Source organism: Nonomuraea purpurea, assembly GCF_042650645.1.
GTDB lineage: Bacteria > Actinomycetota > Actinomycetes > Streptosporangiales > Streptosporangiaceae > Nonomuraea > Nonomuraea purpurea.
Genome location: NZ_JBHSBI010000036.1, coordinates 108,094 through 123,810, shown reverse-complemented (window position 1 = coordinate 123,810; position 15,717 = coordinate 108,094). Strand labels below are relative to the sequence as shown.

The window sequence follows — 15,717 nt, the reverse complement described above, 5'->3', positions numbered from 1 at the left end:
CCGCCGACGATGCCGACGCCGCCGACTGCTTGTCTGCCTGCGACAGCGCCCCCAACGCCGTCCCCACCCCGGAGAAGCCGACGATCAGCGCCGCCAACCCCTGGATCGCGACACCAGCAACACCAGGCAGCAGGCCGAGCACGCCGACCGCCTGCGCGGCCGACGCCGTCATCGCGCCCAACCCCGACCCGGCCGCCGTAGCCGCGACCGCGAGCGCCCCATACTTGAGCACCACGGCGCCGGCCGCGACGGCGAGCTGCTGAAGCTTCGCCTGCGCGGGCTTCAGCACAGCGTCGTCAATCCGGACGGCCATCCGGATCACCCAACTGCCAGCCCCACCTCCACCTCCGCCCCCACTGCCGCCGCTGCTGCTGAAGCCGCTACGGAGGAATGAGAAGAACTGGCTGAGCACGTTCCGCGCCGGGGTGGTGTCGGCGTCGACACCGACGCTCGCGCCTGCGTCACGCGCTGCGGCGTCTACATCCGCCCGCAGCTTGGCCTTGTCGACGTCGGCGGTGAATCGGATCCGCACGTCAGACCGCGAGATGCCGTCAAGATCCTTGCGAAGCTGCGACCGGTCAATGGTCGCCTTCAGCCGCACCTCAGCCTCACGCTCGGCCGCCCGCGCTGCGGCCTTCGCCTCGGCGGCGACCTGCCGCGCCTCGATCTCAGCCTCAAGCTTGGCCTTGACCGCCTTCGTGCGCCGGTCGATCTCCCGCTGAAGCTTGCCCTCCTCAACGTCCGACAGGTCGGCCACGACCTTGATGTCGATCCGCCCGCCGTCGAGCCCCCCGCCAAGCTCGTCCGCCATCCGCCCTCACCCCCCGATGAGCCGCAGGGGAGGGTGACGTAAAAGGCCGCTAACGTCGCCCAGCGGGACGCAAGCGCACGAAAGGAACTTCCCGCGTGGGAAGTTCCTTCGCCCGGCTGCGCGGCCCTCCACGGGGACGTAAGGCCGTCCTGCTGGCACCATCCGCCCCCATGACGGCCGCGACCCTAGCCCTGCTGATCGAGCAGGGCGCCACGTTCGAGCACGAGCTAGCCCTGTCCGACGACTCCGGCACCGTCGTCCTGACCGGCTACACGGCCCGCATGGACATCCGGCCATGCCCCGGCTCCACGACCCTGCTCCACCACCTCGGCACCGCCGAGGGCGGGGGGATCGTCATCGACGGCCCGGCCGGGGTCGTGCAGTTGCGCATCCCCGCCAGCGCGACCCGCGAATTCGGATGGGAGCGCGCCGTCTACGATCTGCTGCTCACCTCCCCGGACGGCGACGACACCCGCCTCATCGAGGGCCCGGTCACGGTCAAGCCGGGGGTCACCATCTGATGGCCCTGCACGATCCGGTGATCGTCACCACCACCGAGCAGGGCACCGTCATCCACGTCACCGACCGGCCCACGCTCGTCCAGGTGCGCACCCGAGGCGTACAGGGCCCGCCAGGACCTCCCGGCGAGCCCGGCCCGCAAGGACCCCAGGGGGAGCCGGGCCCCGCCGGGCCCGGTGGCGGCAGCTTCCACGTCCACGAGCAGACCGAACCCGCCCACGTGTGGACCATCCTCCACGAGCTCGGCCGCCGCCCCGCCGTCACCGTCGAGGACATCGACGGCCACGAGATCGACGCGGCCGTGTTCTGCCCGGACACCGCAACCGTCATTGTCACCCTCGGCCCGGCGACCGCCGGACGAGCCCACCTCAGCTAAGGAGCCATCATGGCCGTCAAGAAGATGCTCGCCGGAGACTACGACTTCGGCGGCGGCAAGCTGCTCAACGCGGGCGACGCGACCGCCGACACCGGCGTCCCCTCCTGGGGGCAGGTCAAGAACCTCCTCACCAGCACCGTGTCGAACCTCGACTACAAGGGGTCGGTGCGGGTCGCCTCCACCGGCAACGTGTCCATCAGCACCGCGCCGGCCACCCTCGACGGCATCACGCTCGCCGCCGGGAACCGGCTCCTGCTGAAGAACCAGACCGCCGCCGCCGAAAACGGGCTGTACGTGTTCACGGCGGCCGGGCAGCCGCTCACCCGCGCCACCGACGCCGACGCCAACTCGGAGGTGACGCCGGGCCTGTGGGTCACCGTCGAGGAGGGCGCCACCCACGCCGACACCGCATGGTGGATCACCACGGACGGCCCCATCACCGTGGGCACCACGGCGATCGTGTTCTCGCCGTTCCCGCTCACGTCCGGCGGCGACTCCTCCGGCTACGACGCGGTCGGGCCCGCCACGGCGGGCACCACGTGGACGGTCACCCACGGCCTCGGCACCAAGAAGCTCGTCGTCCAGGTGTGGGACGTGGCCACCGACGAGGAGGTGGACGTCAAAAAGGTCGCCACCAATGACAACACGGTGACCATCTCGGCCGGGGTGACGCTCGCGCAGAACGGCTACCGCGTCGTCATCTTCGCCCGGAAGTCCTGATGAGTCGTCACCTCGCCCCGCTTGTCCTGGCCCAGCTCCGCGACGGGCCTGAGCTGCCGCCGGACGGCCACGTCGCCGTCTACCCGGACGCGGACGGGACGCTGGTCGCCACCGCGCCGGACGGTACAACAGTGCCCGTCAGCGGTGCCGGACCCCAGGGCGAACCCGGGGAGCCTGGCCAGCCCGGGGAGCCGGGTGAGGCGGGCCCGCCGGGGCCGGGCGTGCTGCCGCCGTACGTGATCGACGGGCCGCTCACAGTTGCGGCGGGCACCTACCGGCTCTGGAACGACACCGGCCGGGCGTGGACGATCACGTCGGTGCGCGCGAGCGTGGTCGCCCCGCCCACTGGTGGCGGCGTCCGCGTCGACATCAACCTCAACGGGACGTCGATCTTCGCCTCGGCCGCGAGCCAGCCCACGATCCCGGACGGCGGTACCACCGCAAAAGCCACCAGCTTCGCCACCGCCGTGGTGCCAGACGGCGGCCACCTGACCGTGGACGTGGACGCCATCGGAACGACCGCGCCGGGCGCGAAACTGTCGGTTCAGGTGACGGTGACCTGATGGCCGAGATCTCCGAGGACTTCGAGGACGAGGCGTACAACCTCGCGATCACCGGCACTTGGACGCGCTCCGACACCGCCGCGCAGGCAGGCTCCTGGTCGCTGCGGTCGCCGATCAACACCACCAACAACACCACCTACGACGCCAACATCGCCATCCCGCCCGGCGCCACCAGCGTCACCTTCTACTACCGGGTTTCCTCCGAAGCGACGTACGACGTCTACAACACCCTGCTCGACGGCGTCACCGTCACCGCGCTCAGCCAGAAGAGTGGGGAAGTCCCCTGGACGCCGTCCGGCGCGCTCAACGTCACCGGCAAGACGACGCTGACTTTCCGATACGTGAAGGACGTGTCGGACAAGGCGGGCGCGGACGGCGCGTGGGTGGACAACATCGTCTTCACCGTCCCGACTGCCGACACCACACCCCCCACCGTGCCGGCGAACCTGCGCAGCACGCGCGCCAGCGCGACCCGGATCTCGTTCGCGTGGGACGCCTCCACCGACAGCATGGGAGTCACCGGGTACAACGTGTACCGCGACGGCGTCCTCATCGGCTACACCCCCGTCACCGCCTACGACGACGCCGGCCGCACCCCCGCCACCAGCTACACCTACACCGTCAGGGCGCGGGACGGCTTCGGCAACCTGTCCGCGCCGTCCAGTCCGCTCACCGTGGTCACCGCCGCCCCCGGCAGCGGGCCCGCCGAAATCCGGGTCGATGCGTCGTCGCCGCCACTCGTGGCCGCGAACATGTCCGCGCTCACCACTGCGCAGTTCACCCCGCCGCCGAATGCTCTGCTGGTCGCCTTGTCCGGCTTCTCCGGCGGCCAGACCACCGCTATCACCAACACCGGCCCCAGCTTGGGGTGGGGGAAATACGAGTCCAGGTCAGGGGACGGCACAGGCGCCGAGCGGGGTACCTCCACCGTCGCCGTCGCCCGCGTCACCAGCTCCGCGCCGATGACCGTCACGGCGACGTCCGGCACTTCGGGGGACTCGGGCGGGCTGCTCGTCCTGGTACTCACGGGCGTCGACCCGGACGGGGCGGTTGGAGCGGTCGGCAAGGTCAAGGTGACCGGAGGTACAACCTTCACCGCAGACCTCCACACCTCCACCGCCGATGGCAGCCGGGCGTTTGTCAGCTTCTACAACTGGAACATTGACGCGAACGGCGTGGACGCGTCGGCGGTCGGCATCCCGTACTCGGGGAACCGCGGCTCTGGCATCGCCGCCTACAAAGTGGACGCCACCGAAGCGGAGGACACGCCGGTCCAGCTCACGTTCACCGCCGCAGAGGTCGGCCTGCGCGGCAACATCGTCGCCGTAGAAATCCTGCCCGCCGCCAGCAGCGGGCCCGCCACTGTCATCCGAGGGTGGGGACCCCTCCCCATCCGGTGACCGCCACGGCCGGCGAACATGACGAAGGGCCAGAACCCCGCCGGTTCTGGCCCTTCGTCACTTGATCGTGTTCGCCGTCGCGGCCATGATGCCGAACGCCCGATCGATACCCTTCTTCGCCGCGCCTGCCATCCACTCCGGCCGCCGAGCCTCACGCGGCTTCGGCCGCCGCCGATCCGCCGCCAGCACCGCGATCTCCTCCAAGATCTGCGTCAAGATCTCGTAGTCGCGCGGCCACGGGTCGGCCCGCTGCGCAGCCGTCAGGTTGACGATGGCATCAGCGGGGAGACCTTCCGCTCGGGCGAGTAGCCGCCGTACTCCAAAGAACCCGGGCTGCCCGGGTCGCTTCCAGGCTCCTCGCGCGTCGAATCCGGGGTAGTGGTGGGCAAGGGAGTTGTCGAGGTCGTCCCATCGCTCGATGAGCCGGAGGACGGAGAGGATTCCCCCAGGCGCAACCCGTACGCCCTCAGCAGCCCCTTCACGAGCGCCACCATGTCAGGGAGGGACGGCCGCAGCGCGAAGAAATCGGCGAACCCCTGCTCGGTGAGCAGCCGGACCGCCATCTTGTGCACAGCCTTCAGCACCTGGTCGGGCAACTGCTTGTTGATGATGAGCTGGTCGATCACCATGTCGAACAACGCCATGTTCGCCGCGTCCGGGTCCTTGGAGCGGGCCGCGTCCAGCGCCGTGCGCACGATCAGGCCCAGGTCCACCGCGACGTGAGTCAGCGGCTCCAGCACGTCCAGCGGCAGCTCGGTCGGCAGCTCGCACACGACCCTCCCGCGGAACTTCAGCGGGAACGTGTCGGCTACGGCCGCGCCGCGCTCTGCGGCGATGACGGCCAGGCGCTCATCGCGGTCAATGTCTAGGTCGATCATCCCCGAAGTCCTCCAGACGGTGCGGGCAGGTCGCCGGGGACCGTAGACCAACAAGGGCTTTGCGTCGCCTCGGCCAGGCTCAGGCGGCGAAGCTGTCGAGTCGGACGACCACGGGCTCGGGCGCTCGCGCGGCGACCGGGCCGCCGAAGTTCGACACGCAGGACTACAAAGCTCGGCACGCGGTCGAGTGCGGCATCAATCGCCTCAAAAGGCACCGGGCCGTGGCCACGCGGTATGACAAGCTCGCGGTCCGCTACGAGGCGACCGTCCTCATCGCGGCCATCAACGAGTGGCTGTGAACCAGCACAGTCGATACACGCCCTAGTCAGCTCGGGGGCCGCAGGGCCGCGGCTCTGGTCACAACTTCCACACCCGGATGGTCTGGTCGGAGCCGCCGCTGGCCAGCATCTTGCCATTAGGACTGAACGCCACTGACATCACGGTGTGGGTGTGCCCGGTCAGGGTGGCGGTGACTGTTCGGCTGGCCATGTCCCACAGCCGTACGGTGTGGGAGTCGTCGCGTTTTCCTCCGCCGCCGCTGGCCAGGGTTTTGCCGTCGGGGCTGAACGCCACAGACCAGACGGATTCGGCGGAGGTGAGGGTGGCCTTGGCGGACCGTGCCGCGACGTCCCACAACCGCACCGTGTTGTCCAAGCCGCCGCTGGCCAGGGTTTTGCCGTCGGGGCTGAACACGACTGAGCACACCATGTCGGTGTGCCCAGTCAGGGTGGCGACGGCAGTTCGAGTGGTGACGTCCCACAGCCGCACGGTGTTGTCTTCGTTGCCGTAGGGGTTCCTGCCGCTGCCGCTGGCCAGGGTCTTACCGTCGGGGCTGAACGCCACCGTGGTCACATCAGTAGTGTGACCGATAAGGACGGCCCTAGTGGATCGTGCCGCGATGTTCCACAGCCGCACGGTGCGGCCGCTGCCGCTGGCCAGGGTTTTGCCGTCAGGGCCGAACGCCACCGCAGTCACGTCGTTGGTGCCCCCAGTGAGGACGGCTGTGCCGGACCGTGCCGCGACGTTCCACAACCGCACCGTCTCGTCATAGCTGGCGCTGGCCAGGGTCTTGCCGTCCGGGCTGAACGCCACAGAATCCACCGACTGGGTGTGCCCGCTTAGGGTGGCGATGGTGGTCCGGTCGGCGATGTCCCACAACCGAATGGTGGCGTCGCCACCGTTGTCGGCCAGGAAGTCGCCGCTGGCGCTGGCCAGGATTTTCCCGTCCGGGCTGAACGCGACCGAGTTCACGTCACTGGTGTGCCCCTTCAGGCGGAACCAGGAGCCGTCATCGGGACTGTTGTTGGCCAGGCGGACGGCTATGAGTCCGCCGACTGCGGCGGCCAGTGCCGCGCCACCGCCGACGAGGACGCTGCGCCGACTCGGTCCGCGCGGGGCGGCTGGTTCGTTGTCATCCGCTGGCGCGGGCATCGGCAGGGTTGTTGGCGCCGTATCAGGGATTTCGGCTTGCTTGGTGGATGCGGGGCTGGACGTGCCCAGTGCTCGCAGGCGCCGGGCGGTCTCATGTGCGTCCGGCCGTTGGCGGGGGTCCTTGGCCAGGAGGCCGTGCAGTATCTCGTCCAGGGGACCGGCATTGGGAGCAGCTGGGAGCGGGCCGGTCAGGATCGCGGTGATGATCGCTGCCTGGGTCGGTCCGGTGAACGGCGGCTGTCCCTCCACCGCGGCATACAGCGTCGCGCCCAAGGCCCACAGATCGACGGGGCCCGCGACCGGCTTGCCCTCCAACCGTTCGGGGGCCATGTAATGCAGGGTGCCGATGACGGTGTTCGTACTGGTCAGTTCGCTGACCTCGTCCAGGATGCGGGCAATTCCGAAGTCGGTGATGAGTACACGGTCCCCGGCCAGCAGCACGTTGTCGGGTTTGAGGTCACGGTGCACCACCCCGGCTGCGTGCGCGTGGGCGAGCGCATCGGCCAGGTCCGCGCCGAGCTTCGCTGCCTGCTCCCAGCCCAGCCGGCCGTGCGCGGCGAGCGAGGTTCCGTGGACAAGTTCCATGATGATCCACGGTGCATCGTCGTGCTCTGCCACGTCGAACACCGTAACGATGCCCGAATGGTGAACACGGGCCGCAGTCTGCGCCTCCTTTTTGGTGCGTGCGATCAGCCGATCATGCATCGCGTCCGGCAGGTCCGCAGGCAACAAGACTTCCTTGACCGCCACTTCGCGGTCTAGGACCTCGTCGTGGCCGCGCCACACGCGGCCCATGCCACCTTGCCCGATCGGTGTGATCAGCCGGTACCGTCCCGCTACGAGCAAGCCTGCGATGCCCTTCACAGAGGTCACTCTACGAGGCTTCATCACGGCCGGCCTCCGTGATGCGGGCGAGAAGGTTGTCACGGATTTCGACCAGGCGCGGGCGCTGGGAGGGATCGGGGTGCAGCATGGAGCAGCGGACGCACACTTCTCTGAACTACGAAGTTGATGTTCTACTGGGGTCTGGCGCGGTGCTGGGCAGGACTCTCCCGCCACCACTCCCGCGACGTCGCCCAATAGTCTCCCCAATACTCGAGTACCTTGCCCACCCGGTAGGTGCGGTGCCGGCGGCCGCGCCGCGCCCACGTGAACCGGACGGGCCGGCCGAGGGGAAACGCTGGATCATCGTCGGTCAGATCGGTGACGACGTCTACCACGGCCGGAACCTCTGCCACCGGCCGAGGACGGCCGGGGGACGCGCGAAGGGCGCCGACCGAGCACGGCCGACGCCCTTCGCGTGAGGTGATGCCCCGGTCAGGGAGTAGTGGGGCCCGGGTCGAACGCCGCCCAGGTCGAGGGCAGCAAATCGTAGTACGGGGCTCCTACGTCGCCGCCCAGCACGCTGAGCCGGAGCGGCAGCGTGGACGCCTCCGTCTTCTGGAAGGACTGCTCGACGCCCTCGGTCTGCTCGCACCGGGGGACCATGCGGCGAAGCCGCTTGTTGCCGTCGATCAGCTCCAGGCACGCGGCCGTCTCGGTGCGGGAGCCGATCGCGGGCGGCGTGAACCGGAAGTAGGCGGTGCCGCCGCCCGCAGGCTCCACTTTCTCGATCGTGCCGCCGCCGTACACGGCCCTGAACGAGGCCAGGGACCACTCCAAGAGGTCGACCTCGATCGTGGCCGCGTCCTCGGTCTGCCAGCGCCGGACGGCGTAATTCGACTGGTGGGCGCGGGTCTCCTCGAACGACGGGTCGGTGCTCCAGTTGAACGAATCCGGCGTGAACAGGCCGATGTCGAACCAGGCGGACGGCATGGCCACGGTCGGACCGTCCGGGGCGGCGGTGCCGACCGGAGCGAGCCACAGCCGCGCCTGCTGCGGGATGAACACGTTCTCTGCGCCCACGCGGGCCTCCCAGCCACTCGGCGCCCACGCCCGCCATGGCGGACAAAGGGCGTGTCAGGTTGGGGACCCGGGCGCAGAGAGTAGGGATGAACCGGGCTAACGTCGCGCTGACCAGCGCCGCAGGACGTTAGCGACCTTTTGCGCTACACACCCCGGCCATGACGACGACGATGGACAGGGCCGCCGCCGACGAGCCAAAGCCGCCGCGCTGGCGCTGCCTGATCCGGGGCTGCCCGACGCGCGCCGCATGGCAGCCGGCCCCGCACGTGCCGGCGGCGCACGCCGGTTGGCGGAATCACTTCCTGCGGGAGCACCCACGCCGGGAGCAGCCGTGACGGCCACCGACACCGTGATGACGCTGATCAAGTGGGCGTGCGTCGCGTCGCCGCTTGTCGTCTTCGTGGCCGTGTGCTGCTACATGGTGGGCGCGCGGGCCGGGCGGGCGGCGGGGGAGCGGGAGCGGGGGCGGCTCGCTCAGCGGCTGGAGACGTTCACGACGATCCTGCGGCCGGTCGCGGCGGCCGCGCGGCAGGGCAAGCCGGGATTCCGGATGCCGCCCCAGGACATCGCCGTGTTGACGCTGCTCGTGGACTTGCCGGGGGAGGACGGCGACAAGATCGCCGAGCTTGAGGCGCTGTTCCACAAACTTGGGCCGCCCGACTAGACAAGCAAATAAATAACCCTTATGCTTTTACTTGTGAGCGAGCGAGGGGAGCGGTCCCCCGGCCCGCTCGATCAGCCCCAGGAATCACGAAAGGACCAACCATGGCCATCGACTTCACCACGCGCCCCTACTTCGGCTACCTCCACACGGAGCTGACCGCCCTCGGCTTCACCGACCTCGGCCGCGACCCGGAGGAGCTGGGCGGCTACGACTCCCTGTTCACCCGCGTCTACCAGGGGTTCGGCTTCCACGTGGAGATCCACGAGCAGGACGGCGACGTCACCCTGCGCCAGTTCGGCCCCGGCGAGGCCGCCGAGGGCAGCGACACCTACCGGAACGGCTCCGAGTCCGACGTGAAGTTCGACCGCCGGATGCACCCCGCGATCGTCACGGGCGCGATCGAGGCCGCCGTGAAGCTCGGCAAGGACACCGACCGCTCGTACGCGGTCCTCGCCGTCGCCTAACCCCGTCCCGTCCTGCGGTCCCCGCCCGCCTACTCCCGGGCGGGGACCCTCCCCTCTGGAGCACACTCCCGTGATCGTTACCGTCGCGCTGCTGCGCGCCGCCCTGACCTCCCTCGCCGCCTACAACTGGCGCGACCCCTTGCCCGTCATGGTGTCTTCGCCCGTGAACGTGTGGGCCCGCCCGCTCGCCTCGGCCATCCGGTTCGGCCACTTCAAGACCATCAAGTCCGACGACCACGTCGGCCCCGTGGGCCGCCTCACCCGCAACCCCAGCGACGGCCCGCTCGTTGCCGCACTCACGGTCGCCGAGCCCGACCGCGACCCCACCGCCGAGGACATCGCCAAGGCCATCACGGATGTCCAACTCGCCAACAACCTGTTCTGCGCCGAACTGCTCGACCCGAACCTGCCAGTCGTCATCCCCACCGACCGTAACGAGTACGAGCTGTACTCCCCGCTCGACCCCGTCATGAACGACTGCCGCTACGACCCGGACGGAGAGCAGCACCACGGCGTGTGGGGCCACGACGACGGTCCCACGGCCCACGTCCTGTGGCCGATCCCCCCTCGGCGTGCTGCCACCCCGCCCACACCCATCCGGCCCGTGGACTGGCTGGCCCGCCTCCACCAGACCGAGACGTGGACCGACTGGCACGGCTACACCCACCGCCTTCGCGACATGGAGATCTACGCCAACTGCATGGCGCGGGCCTGGTTGGAGATCAACGCCGCCGTCATCACCAAAGGCGTGATCCGGCACATCCTCGGCCACCCCGACACCGCCATCGACGCCGACCCGGGCAGGCTCACGCCGCTCCAGGAAGCCGACATCGCCGTGACGGACCCGCACGGCTGGATCGCCGAAACCCCACTCGTCCAGGCCCTCGCCGACGTCTACGCCAACTGACCCCCGAAGGAACCCCCCCGATGTACGCGAACTGGTACTCCCGCCTCCACAACGCGAAGATCTGGACGGACGAGCAGGGCACCGAGCACGACATCGCCCGCATGAGTCCCCGCCACGCCCGCAACCTCCTGATGTGGATCGAGCGGCAGCACGAGGGCCATCCGCGCCGCCATCGTCGCCCTGCGCGACGTCCCGATGCCGCCGTTCCACACGCGTGCGTACGACGAGGTACTCCACGCCGCCGACGACGAGGCCGCCGCCATCGGGCGCGACCCGCGCGCCTGGCTGACCCAAACCCCGCTGATCCTGGCCCTCACTGACGCCGCAACCCCGTACATCGCGCGCCACCGGCAGCCCAAGCACCACCTCCGCGCGGTGCCCCTCACGGCCGACCGCTACCTGCACTCCGTCTGAGCCCATCCCGCCCCGCCCCACCCGGGCGGGGCCCAACCCCTCAACCCCGAAAGGGCCCTAATGAAGTCAACCCACGTTCGCGCTACTCGATACGCCCTGCTCGCCGCCCTCGTCGTCACCTACGGACTCGGCGTCATGGTCCTCGTGCTCGATGACAACTACCTCGTCGCCTACGCCCTGTTCTGGGCCGTCTGCTGGATGTTCGTCGGCTGGCGCCACCTGGACCAGATCGACCGCGTCCGGCTCGGAGGCTGGCCAGGAGAACGCCGTCCGCTTCGTTGCGCGCGTCTTCCCGGTCGAGCCCGCGTCGCCGGTCGCGGCCGAGCCGGTGGACCTCGACCCCACGATCGCCCGCGAGCTGACGTACCTGGACCCCGGAGACGACTACGAGGGCTGGACCGTCGTGGACAAAGAGGAGGACGGCACACCCGGTGGGAGTCTCACCACTCGCTGATCATCCGCAACGAGGCTGGCGAGCACTTCCAGGGCCACTACCGCCAGGGTCTGACGGAGTACCAGGACACCAAGCCGTGGGAGTACGAGAAGACCGCCCGCTTTGACCCGGTGGTCCGCCGGGCGCGCGTGGTCCGAGTCCACGACTGGGTCACCCCCGCCAAGAACGCCGCCGCCTCCTGACCCTGACCGCACTCTGCCCGGCCGGACGCCGGGTGGGCCCACCCGAGGAGAACCCCTTGAGCAACACCACCGAGCAGGCTGAGACGATCGACCCCGGCCGCCACGATCTGGAGCTGATCCGCGCCGTGGGCGAGAAGCTCAATGAGCACTGGCCGTACCTGCTGAACGATGGCGTCCAGTACCGCGTTGCGGTGGACGCCCTCGACGGCGCCGGCGACGAGCGCGACCGCCGCGCCGAGCAGGCCGAGACCGAACGCGACCAGCTCCGCGACCGCCTGGACGACGCGCTCGTCAAGCGCGAGGCGTACTCGCACGCGATGCACGAGTTGTTCGGCGGGATCGCCGCCGCCCGCAACGCCCTCGCCATGATGCGGAAGGGCAAGACCGTTGACTGGGACCTCCTGGAGCGGCAGCTCGTCGGCAAGGTGACGTACGCCGACGAACGTCTCGGCAGCCGTCTGGCCCGCGAGGCGTCCGAACTCCGGCAGCGCGCCGCCGAGGCCGAGCAGGAGGCCGCCGAACTGCGCGCCAAGCTCGGAGCCGCCGAGCGCGAGGCCGCCCGCGCCCACCAGCTCGCCGAGGTCGTCCACACCAGCTACGGCCTGCTCAACGCCGCCCACCTGGACCTGCGGGCGCGCGTCACCGAGGCGATCGACCTCATCCACGAGTACGACGGCCCCGAAGCACCGTTCGAGCACCACCCGAAGTGGGCCCACGTCCGCCATACCCTCATCACCCCGAAGGCGGCGGCCGTCCCCGAGCAGGCGCCCGGCGACGAGGACGCCGGCCTGCCGGTCGCCGCGCTGGTGGACGTGGACGGCACGCTCGCCGAGAAGGGCGACCGCGACCCGTACGACTGGGCCCGCGTCGGGGAGGACACGCCGAACTGGCCGGTCATCGAGACCGTGCGCGCCCTCCACCACCGCGGCTACCGGATCGTCGTCATGTCCGGCCGGTCCGACGAATGCCGGGCTGCGACAGCCGCATGGCTGAACGCGCATCTCGGCGTCCCGTGGGAGGCCCTGCACATGCGGGCCACCGGCGACTACCGCCAGGACGCCGAGGTCAAGACGGAGCTGTACGAGACGCGCGTGCGCGGCCGGTACGACGTCCGCGTGGTCCTGGACGACCGGCGGCAAGTCGTGGACGCCTGGCGGGCCCTGGACCTGACCGTCTTCCAGGTAGCGCCCGGTGACTTCTGACCAGGTGCGCGGCCAACCGGACGACGCAGGGGAGTTCCTGGTCCTCGACCAGGCCCCCGCCGAGGGCGAGCAGACCAGCAAGGGCCGCCCCTGGGCCAAGTGCACGTGTGGTCACCGCATCTGGTCCGAGCGAGCCCTACGACTCGGCAAGGGCAGCAAGTGCGCCCGCGGCCTACACCTCCCCCGGCGCGACCGAGGACACGGCGGCCGTATCCGAGGATGGAGGGACGTCACCGGCCAAGCCGACCTCTTCGCCGCGGCGCCCTCCGAGGATCAGCCGCAGGAGGACGAGGAACCCGGACAGGCCGAGTGATCCCGGACAGAAGGACAGAAGGTAGATAGACAGCGTAAAGGCGGCCGTCCCGCACACCCTGGGGACGGCCGCCTTCATCATGTCCCGAGCATTACCGACTGCTGCCGATACTCAGGTCGATCGTCCCGCCGGACTTCACCAGCGCCACCAGGCCGGCGGCGGCGAGAGCGACCCCGCCGAGGCGGATCACCCACACAGGAATTTCCATTGTGATCTTGACGCGCTTCACGTCCCAACCCCTCCTACTTGCGGAAACGGGAGCCCGACCAGGGAAGAGGCGCGTATCATCATGAGTGCTCAGTCTCATAATGATGTCCGCGCCGGGGGCTCCCTGGCCGGGCCCGTGATCAGCCGGACCTCTGCAAAGGTTCGGCTTTTTGCGTTGCACGCGACATCGTAGCTTCCTGTTGCTTCCGTTCGTGGGGTATTCCGAATCTCTCCAGAGTCGTACGATCCTGGAGTCCTGGAGTTCTGTGACCCTGCATGGCACATCCCTCGGAAGTGAGCCATGGGTCCGTGTCACTGGGTCCTGACCGGGGCGGATGTGTCACTGGGTCCGCGTTAATTGCCTCCTCTGTTTCGCAACGCATTTCGATTCGCATTTCCATAGGCATTTGCCACACGATTATATTTCGCATTCCCAATCGCGCTTACCGGCGATTACCACACGCGCTAACCTGCGGTTACCACTTTTCTGGAAGCCATAACGGGTATCGCGCCCCTGTCGGGCTTCCCGGAAAGGGGCGTGCGCGGCTCCCAGGGCTTCGCTGAGCGGATTCGGAGCAAAGCGGACCAGGCCCTCTCCGCAGTGCGGCCAGACGGCAATCCTTCCCCACTCTCGAACGCGTGTACGCATTGCCAGGCATTGGTCACAACGTGCGATCCTGGGGTATGGCCATCGTCTCGATCAGCGCCCCCATCGTCGTCCCGGACGGCTACACCGAGGATGACCTCGACACCTGGTCCTTCGCGTGCGCCACCGACAACCACCGCGAGTGCAAGGGCAACCGGATCAACCCCGACCTCGGCTGTGATCCCAGCGAGACGATCCTGCCGTGCGGGTGCGGCATCTGCGCCCACGCGCCCAAGGCCCGCCGAGGCCGGCCCCGCAAAGGGCAGCCCGCCGAGTAGGCCGATCACGCCGCCGACCAGCGCGGCGCGACGTTAACGAAACGACCTGCTACCCATCCCGGCGTGACAGACACGCCGATCTATGACCGCCTGGCCGCCGAGTACGCCGACCGGCACCAGGCCACCCGCCCGTTCCGGCAGGCCGCGACGATCACGCCCGCGGCCGCCGACAAGCCACGCGACTGGTTCACGCCCACCGAGCCCGAGCCCACGAGCGAACTCGAGCCCGCCCCGGCCCGCGTCGAGCCGACGCCGCCACCCGGCCTTCGCGACATCGCCAACATCCTCGCCATGTCGCAGGTCGCGCTCTCCGTACAGCAGCCCAACGCGGCCGTCCGCATCATTGGGACCCTCTCATGAGCCGGCGCGGCGGGGACGGCTGCCTCGTCCTCCTCATGCAGGCCGCCACCCTGGCCGCCCTCATCTGGTCCGGCACCACCACCGACATCACCGCTCTGTCGTTCCTGTGCTGGACACTCGCCGGCTCCGTCATCCTCGGCCTCATCCTCCTCGCCGCCGACTAAACCCGCAGGCCACCAGCCCAAACCCGCCCCGGCAGGACGTTAAGGCGCCGATGTGCCACACTCCCGGCGCTCGACAACCAGACCACCGAAGGAACCCACCGCAGCCGTGTTCACCGAAACCATCGACCACGCGTTCCACGCCGCCCACTCCCTGCCGCACCTCGGCGGGAAGTGCTCCAGCATCCACGGCCACACCTGGCGGGTATCGGTGACCATCGCCGGCCCCCACCTCGGCGCTGACGGCGTCCTGGTCGACTTCACCCCCTTCAAGCGGCGGATGCGCGGCTGGATCAACGCCCGCCTCGACCACGCGCTCATGCTTGGCGCCGGTGACAACCTGCTCCCCCTCCTCGAACCAGTCCCGGACGGCACCTCCTCGGCGCTCACCCAGGCGTTCAACGCCCGCGAGCAGCGCCTGTTCGTGTTCGGCCGCGACTTCCCGGACGTCCTATGGCCCTCCGTAGAAGGGGTGGCGCAGTTGCTCGCCCATCACGCTCACGCCTGGCTGGAGCAGTCCACCACCCGACGCGACGTCTACGTCCAGCAGGTGACCGTCCGCGAGACCGACCACAACTCGGCTACCTGGCACAACCCCGACCCGCCCACCCGCCCGGCGGCCGTCCGGGTCAACGTCCCCGGCGAGTTCCGCGACGTGCCGCCGGACGTGCTGCGCGACCTCCTCACCTCGACGGCGCCCCGCATGGCCATCGAGCTCGCCCGAGAGTCCGGCACTCCCATTGGGGTCGCCCGCTACTTCGTCGACCAGGCCAACGCCGAAACGGTCGCCGCACGGCAGGCCGAACACGACGCCCAGCTCAACGCCGCGATCGCCCGATTCCTCAACCCCAACAAGTAACCC

General features: G+C 69.4%; 23 protein-coding genes. 17 read left to right on the top strand and 6 right to left on the bottom strand.

Annotated features, from left to right (window positions below; all coding sequences use genetic code 11):
- On the bottom strand, positions 1-811 hold an 811-nt coding region (locus tag ACFOY2_RS46320), incomplete at its 3' end, for a hypothetical protein (RefSeq protein ID WP_379534543.1).
- A 95-nt stretch (positions 812-906) separates the two neighbouring features.
- On the opposite strand from ACFOY2_RS46320, the gene ACFOY2_RS46315 reads away from it, so the two are divergent.
- The 5 genes from ACFOY2_RS46315 to ACFOY2_RS46295 are packed head-to-tail and all read left to right on the top strand — an operon-like array spanning position 907 to position 4,389.
- Positions 907-1,332, top strand: coding sequence for a hypothetical protein (locus tag ACFOY2_RS46315; protein WP_379534542.1), 426 nt, complete (start codon positions 907-909; stop codon positions 1,330-1,332).
- Positions 1,332-1,706 carry a hypothetical protein gene (locus ACFOY2_RS46310; RefSeq protein WP_379534541.1) on the top strand — a complete coding sequence of 125 codons (375 nt, stop codon included), beginning with the start codon at positions 1,332-1,334 and terminating at the stop codon, positions 1,704-1,706. The genes ACFOY2_RS46315 and ACFOY2_RS46310 overlap by 1 nt, the downstream gene beginning before the upstream one ends.
- Before the next feature lie 9 nt (positions 1,707-1,715).
- Entirely contained in the window at positions 1,716-2,426 is a 711-nt protein-coding gene (locus ACFOY2_RS46305) for a hypothetical protein (RefSeq protein WP_379534540.1), read from the top strand.
- Positions 2,426-2,989 carry a hypothetical protein gene (locus ACFOY2_RS46300; protein ID WP_379534539.1) on the top strand — a complete coding sequence of 188 codons (564 nt, stop codon included), beginning with the start codon at positions 2,426-2,428 and terminating at the stop codon, positions 2,987-2,989. The genes ACFOY2_RS46305 and ACFOY2_RS46300 overlap by 1 nt, the downstream gene beginning before the upstream one ends.
- Entirely contained in the window at positions 2,989-4,389 is a 1,401-nt protein-coding gene (locus tag ACFOY2_RS46295; RefSeq protein WP_379534538.1) for a hypothetical protein, read from the top strand. The genes ACFOY2_RS46300 and ACFOY2_RS46295 overlap by 1 nt, the downstream gene beginning before the upstream one ends.
- A 57-nt stretch (positions 4,390-4,446) precedes the next feature.
- Here the strand turns inward: ACFOY2_RS46295 and ACFOY2_RS46290 are convergent, their stop codons facing one another.
- Together ACFOY2_RS46290 and ACFOY2_RS46285 are read right to left on the bottom strand one after the other, a co-directional pair.
- Positions 4,447-4,605: a hypothetical protein gene (locus tag ACFOY2_RS46290; RefSeq protein WP_379534537.1), complete on the bottom strand. Its 159-nt coding sequence runs from the start codon at positions 4,603-4,605 to the stop codon at positions 4,447-4,449.
- A 44-nt stretch (positions 4,606-4,649) separates the two neighbouring features.
- Entirely contained in the window at positions 4,650-5,267 is a 618-nt protein-coding gene (locus ACFOY2_RS46285) for a hypothetical protein (protein WP_379534536.1), read from the bottom strand.
- Positions 5,268-5,326: 59 nt separating this feature from the next.
- Between ACFOY2_RS46285 and ACFOY2_RS46280 the strand changes: the two genes are divergently transcribed.
- Entirely contained in the window at positions 5,327-5,566 is a 240-nt protein-coding gene (locus ACFOY2_RS46280; protein ID WP_379534535.1) for a hypothetical protein, read from the top strand.
- A gap of 58 nt (positions 5,567-5,624) precedes the next feature.
- Here the strand turns inward: ACFOY2_RS46280 and ACFOY2_RS46275 are convergent, their stop codons facing one another.
- Both ACFOY2_RS46275 and ACFOY2_RS46270 read right to left on the bottom strand, forming a co-directional pair.
- Entirely contained in the window at positions 5,625-7,562 is a 1,938-nt protein-coding gene (locus tag ACFOY2_RS46275) for a WD40 repeat domain-containing serine/threonine protein kinase (protein WP_379534534.1), read from the bottom strand.
- 453 nt (positions 7,563-8,015) lie between these two features.
- Positions 8,016-8,603: a phage tail tube protein gene (locus ACFOY2_RS46270; protein WP_379534533.1), complete on the bottom strand. Its 588-nt coding sequence runs from the start codon at positions 8,601-8,603 to the stop codon at positions 8,016-8,018.
- Positions 8,604-8,934: 331 nt separating this feature from the next.
- On the opposite strand from ACFOY2_RS46270, the gene ACFOY2_RS46265 reads away from it, so the two are divergent.
- The 7 genes from ACFOY2_RS46265 to ACFOY2_RS46235 all read left to right on the top strand — a co-directional run bounded on the left by ACFOY2_RS46265 (position 8,935) and on the right by ACFOY2_RS46235 (position 13,203).
- Positions 8,935-9,267, top strand: a complete 333-nt coding sequence (locus ACFOY2_RS46265) for a hypothetical protein (protein WP_379534532.1) — start codon at positions 8,935-8,937, stop codon at positions 9,265-9,267.
- A gap of 101 nt (positions 9,268-9,368) precedes the next feature.
- A complete protein-coding gene (locus ACFOY2_RS46260) occupies positions 9,369-9,731 on the top strand; it encodes a hypothetical protein (protein ID WP_379534531.1) in 363 nt (120 codons plus the stop codon).
- 70 nt (positions 9,732-9,801) lie between these two features.
- On the top strand, positions 9,802-10,638 hold the full coding sequence (locus tag ACFOY2_RS46255) for a hypothetical protein (RefSeq protein ID WP_379534530.1): 837 nt from the start codon (positions 9,802-9,804) through the stop codon (positions 10,636-10,638).
- 195 nt (positions 10,639-10,833) lie between these two features.
- Entirely contained in the window at positions 10,834-11,052 is a 219-nt protein-coding gene (locus ACFOY2_RS46250; protein WP_379534529.1) for a hypothetical protein, read from the top strand.
- 60 nt (positions 11,053-11,112) lie between these two features.
- A complete protein-coding gene (locus ACFOY2_RS46245; protein ID WP_379534528.1) occupies positions 11,113-11,688 on the top strand; it encodes a hypothetical protein in 576 nt (191 codons plus the stop codon).
- Between the two features lie 56 nt (positions 11,689-11,744).
- Positions 11,745-12,890 (top strand): phosphatase domain-containing protein, encoded by a 1,146-nt coding sequence (locus tag ACFOY2_RS46240; protein WP_379534527.1) that lies wholly within the window; start codon positions 11,745-11,747, stop codon positions 12,888-12,890.
- On the top strand, positions 12,880-13,203 hold the full coding sequence (locus ACFOY2_RS46235) for a hypothetical protein (RefSeq protein WP_379534526.1): 324 nt from the start codon (positions 12,880-12,882) through the stop codon (positions 13,201-13,203). Before ACFOY2_RS46240 ends, ACFOY2_RS46235 begins: the two co-directional genes overlap by 11 nt.
- A gap of 91 nt (positions 13,204-13,294) precedes the next feature.
- Here the strand turns inward: ACFOY2_RS46235 and ACFOY2_RS46230 are convergent, their stop codons facing one another.
- Positions 13,295-13,432, bottom strand: coding sequence for a hypothetical protein (locus ACFOY2_RS46230; protein WP_379534525.1), 138 nt, complete (start codon positions 13,430-13,432; stop codon positions 13,295-13,297).
- A 662-nt stretch (positions 13,433-14,094) separates the two neighbouring features.
- Between ACFOY2_RS46230 and ACFOY2_RS46225 the strand changes: the two genes are divergently transcribed.
- The 4 genes from ACFOY2_RS46225 (at position 14,095) to ACFOY2_RS46210 (ending at position 15,714) form a co-directional block, all read left to right on the top strand.
- Positions 14,095-14,334, top strand: a complete 240-nt coding sequence (locus ACFOY2_RS46225) for a hypothetical protein (protein ID WP_379534524.1) — start codon at positions 14,095-14,097, stop codon at positions 14,332-14,334.
- A 63-nt stretch (positions 14,335-14,397) separates the two neighbouring features.
- Positions 14,398-14,694: a hypothetical protein gene (locus ACFOY2_RS46220; protein WP_379534523.1), complete on the top strand. Its 297-nt coding sequence runs from the start codon at positions 14,398-14,400 to the stop codon at positions 14,692-14,694.
- Positions 14,691-14,858, top strand: a complete 168-nt coding sequence (locus ACFOY2_RS46215) for a hypothetical protein (RefSeq protein ID WP_379534522.1) — start codon at positions 14,691-14,693, stop codon at positions 14,856-14,858. Before ACFOY2_RS46220 ends, ACFOY2_RS46215 begins: the two co-directional genes overlap by 4 nt.
- A gap of 106 nt (positions 14,859-14,964) precedes the next feature.
- Complete coding sequence (locus ACFOY2_RS46210; RefSeq protein ID WP_379534521.1) at positions 14,965-15,714, top strand: 6-pyruvoyl trahydropterin synthase family protein; 750 nt, start codon at positions 14,965-14,967, stop codon at positions 15,712-15,714.
- The last annotated feature ends 3 nt before the right edge of the window (positions 15,715-15,717 follow it).

What these genes read in the sequence shown, in the direction of transcription:
- ACFOY2_RS46215 (WP_379534522.1), top strand. Translation starts at nt 14,691, where the DNA reads ATGAGCCGGCGCGGCGGGGACGGCTGCCTCGTCCTCCTCATGCAGGCC.
- ACFOY2_RS46245 (WP_379534528.1), top strand. Translation starts at nt 11,113, where the DNA reads ATGAAGTCAACCCACGTTCGCGCTACTCGATACGCCCTGCTCGCCGCC.
- ACFOY2_RS46250 (WP_379534529.1), top strand. Translation starts at nt 10,834, where the DNA reads ATGCCGCCGTTCCACACGCGTGCGTACGACGAGGTACTCCACGCCGCC.
- ACFOY2_RS46305 (WP_379534540.1), top strand. Translation starts at nt 1,716, where the DNA reads ATGGCCGTCAAGAAGATGCTCGCCGGAGACTACGACTTCGGCGGCGGC.
- ACFOY2_RS46310 (WP_379534541.1), top strand. Translation starts at nt 1,332, where the DNA reads ATGGCCCTGCACGATCCGGTGATCGTCACCACCACCGAGCAGGGCACC.
- ACFOY2_RS46260 (WP_379534531.1), top strand. Translation starts at nt 9,369, where the DNA reads ATGGCCATCGACTTCACCACGCGCCCCTACTTCGGCTACCTCCACACG.
- ACFOY2_RS46295 (WP_379534538.1), top strand. Translation starts at nt 2,989, where the DNA reads ATGGCCGAGATCTCCGAGGACTTCGAGGACGAGGCGTACAACCTCGCG.
- ACFOY2_RS46225 (WP_379534524.1), top strand. Translation starts at nt 14,095, where the DNA reads ATGGCCATCGTCTCGATCAGCGCCCCCATCGTCGTCCCGGACGGCTAC.
- ACFOY2_RS46300 (WP_379534539.1), top strand. Translation starts at nt 2,426, where the DNA reads ATGAGTCGTCACCTCGCCCCGCTTGTCCTGGCCCAGCTCCGCGACGGG.
- ACFOY2_RS46285 (WP_379534536.1), bottom strand. Translation starts at nt 5,267, where the DNA reads ATGATCGACCTAGACATTGACCGCGATGAGCGCCTGGCCGTCATCGCC.